Origin of the sequence: Thioalkalivibrio sp. ALE23 (genome assembly GCF_000378545.1) — a bacterium.
GTDB lineage: Bacteria > Pseudomonadota > Gammaproteobacteria > Ectothiorhodospirales > Ectothiorhodospiraceae > Thioalkalivibrio.
Window position 1 is genome coordinate 1 of record NZ_KB900068.1, and the last position, 2,341, is coordinate 2,341.

Genomic DNA, 2,341 nt, shown 5'->3' on the forward strand with positions numbered 1-2,341 from the left:
CGCGATGATCAGAATCGAGAAGTGGATGGTAACGATGCGCTGAATTTTCGACGAGGCATCAGCTTGCTGCGCCTCGATCTGCTCCCAGCTAGGAGGATTGGATTTAAGATCGATATTCATGGTCATTAACCAGCGAGAAATGCGCTTCCTCCTCGGCCTGAACGCCGAGGTCTCCGCGCGAAATTAAAGATGAGGAAGTTCCCCGGTCGGGATCCACTCGATGCGCAGAAGCTCGTTCTTGTTCAGCAGCCTCCATCGAGTCGATGTACCGGCGTAGTTCCCGCAGGGCGTGATCGCCTTTTTCGGATGCGCCGGCCTCGGCTACATACTGGAGGAGGGCACGCGCCCGCTCGTGTCGGTTGTTCCAGTTCGCGTCCATTCTTTACCTCGATGGTTGCTTGCGCCGCCAGCGATGATGTTCGGTCCAGGGGCTGTTTTGCTTCGCGCGGCGGCCGGTTACGATCAACCGCAGCACGGCGAAGGCATCGCCTGTTTCGGCCGAACGCAGGTCGGCGATGTATTCGGGAAGCCCTTCGTCCGCGTAGAGCCCGCCGATCAGATAACAATAGCAGGGGAGGCGACTTGCGAGGGCCGCCCGTACCGCATCGCAGTGCGGGCACACCCGGTCGATCCGCCAGCTCCCGTCGAGCAGGGTTCGGTATTCCAGATACCGCTCACCCGCCCGGATCGCTCGATGGCAGTCGGCGCATCGGTGCGCTTTGTGCGCCATGCGCCAATCTTGCTGGCACAGATCCGGGACTTCCGTGTTACGCCCGCAGGACATGCTCAATCCCCTGTCTTTCCCAGACGCGGTACAGAGACTCCTGCCAGCTACCCGGGTGGCGGTGGGTTTCCGGTGCTTCGCACCAGCTCCCCGTAGGCATCCAGGTTCCCTCCACCCGCTCTGGCATCAAGTCGGTCTGTGCGACGGTGCCATACCCGGTGGTGACCACGTATCTCGCGAAAGCGTCCAACCCCTTCGGGCTGCAGAGAGGCACCCCATCCGCAGCCGTGAGCGGCTGATACTCGATCCCCGGGCACCAGTCCACCCGCGCTACGGTATCCACCCACCCATTCGGACCGTCGATGCATTCGACCCAGGCGGCCGGGGCCAGTGCGGGCGGATTGTGGCTGTCATGCTTAATCATCGACATCTCGCTTGTCCTCTCGATAGATTGTTCGCCCCTGACGCCTCGCTTCCCGTACCACGTTCACGAGGGCATGCACGTCCCCGTATCGGCGCCAGAAATAGCTGATGCAGCCGAACACCACGAACGCGGCCAGGGCGAGGGCGCCCGCGACGATCACGGCATAACCGACCCCCAACGCCAGGATTTCGATCCATTCGGCCACCGATTACCTCCAGACCCGGTACACCCGAACCGAATCGTCCGGCGACGCGGGATGCCGATGGGTTTCCGGGGCCTCCGTGATCGTCCCCAGCACCGCTTCGGCGGACTGAATCTGAACCACGGTACCGTCCGGGTGCGTTGCGACCGTCTCCGTTTCCGACCCCAGGCCTTCGGCACTGCAGTACGGAGCACCATCCCGGTCGGTGAGCACCTGGTACCAAACGCACTGCGACCACGGCACTTCATCGACGCGGATGGCATCGGCCACGGCCGATGGCCCGCCCTGGATGTCCCGCCACTCCGCTTTCACCAACGCGGCCGGGGCGAGGGGAGGCGGCTTGCCGTTCTTCTGGTACAGCCACTCACGCTCCATTGCCGCTCTCCTGGCAGCGATCGGGAACGCCCATGCTCCCCTTTGGCGCCCCGCAGTTCTGGCAGCGATAGGCGGGAAAACTCCCCGTATCGTCCACGGGCGCCATTGCCCCGCAGGGCATCCGCTCAAACGCCGGCATCTTGTGGGTCGTCTGGCAACGGCATCCATTGGGACGGGGCCACGTCTGCATGGTCCCACGTAGTAACCCACGTGCTTGTGTACGTGATTGGCTGCTTGATCCATTGCCCGCTGTACGGGAGGATCCACGCCCCCAGAATCTGGGTCCCGTCCTTCGGAGCCGTGTCAATCGGCTGCCACTCCGGCACCGGATGGGATTGCCGCAGCCGTTCGTTCTCCGCGCGCAGCCGCTCGATCTCGTCAGCGGCCTCGTACCGGACCTGGTTGTGCTGCTGGCGGATCATGGGCTCGTCCGACCAGAAAAGCTCGTCGGGCATTCTCAGGACGCCCATCTTGATCTCACTCATCGCCGCTCACCTGTGGCCGTGGCGCCGCGTTACGCATACCCTGGTAAGCCTCGCGCAGTTTCTGCCTCACCATGTCCTTTTGCGCGTCAGGCGCGTTTTCCCAGCCACCGACGACCGCATCCACGAATGCC

Annotated in this window: 5 protein-coding genes; all 5 read right to left on the bottom strand. The window is 63.3% G+C overall.

Annotation, left to right across the window (positions count from 1 at the left end; translation table 11 throughout):
• Positions 1 to 103: 103 nt before the first annotated feature.
• The gene (locus F573_RS15150) at positions 104 to 379 is read right to left on the bottom strand and encodes a hypothetical protein (protein WP_155986692.1); all 276 of its coding nucleotides are present in this window, start codon (positions 377 to 379) and stop codon (positions 104 to 106) included.
• Between the two features lie 3 nt (positions 380 to 382).
• Positions 383 to 784, bottom strand: coding sequence for a hypothetical protein (locus tag F573_RS0113780; protein WP_155986693.1), 402 nt, complete (start codon positions 782 to 784; stop codon positions 383 to 385).
• A gap of 356 nt (positions 785 to 1,140) precedes the next feature.
• Entirely contained in the window at positions 1,141 to 1,353 is a 213-nt protein-coding gene (locus tag F573_RS0113790; protein ID WP_019023078.1) for a hypothetical protein, read from the bottom strand.
• 3 nt (positions 1,354 to 1,356) lie between these two features.
• On the bottom strand, positions 1,357 to 1,725 hold the full coding sequence (locus F573_RS0113795; protein WP_019023079.1) for a hypothetical protein: 369 nt from the start codon (positions 1,723 to 1,725) through the stop codon (positions 1,357 to 1,359).
• A 125-nt stretch (positions 1,726 to 1,850) separates the two neighbouring features.
• The gene (locus F573_RS0113800) at positions 1,851 to 2,210 is read right to left on the bottom strand and encodes a hypothetical protein (protein ID WP_019023080.1); all 360 of its coding nucleotides are present in this window, start codon (positions 2,208 to 2,210) and stop codon (positions 1,851 to 1,853) included.
• Positions 2,211 to 2,341: the final 131 nt, after the last annotated feature.

What these genes read in the sequence shown, in the direction of transcription:
- F573_RS15150 (WP_155986692.1), bottom strand. Translation starts at nt 379, where the DNA reads ATGGACGCGAACTGGAACAACCGACACGAGCGGGCGCGTGCCCTCCTC.
- F573_RS0113780 (WP_155986693.1), bottom strand. Translation starts at nt 784, where the DNA reads ATGTCCTGCGGGCGTAACACGGAAGTCCCGGATCTGTGCCAGCAAGAT.
- F573_RS0113795 (WP_019023079.1), bottom strand. Translation starts at nt 1,725, where the DNA reads ATGGAGCGTGAGTGGCTGTACCAGAAGAACGGCAAGCCGCCTCCCCTC.
- F573_RS0113800 (WP_019023080.1), bottom strand. Translation starts at nt 2,210, where the DNA reads ATGAGTGAGATCAAGATGGGCGTCCTGAGAATGCCCGACGAGCTTTTC.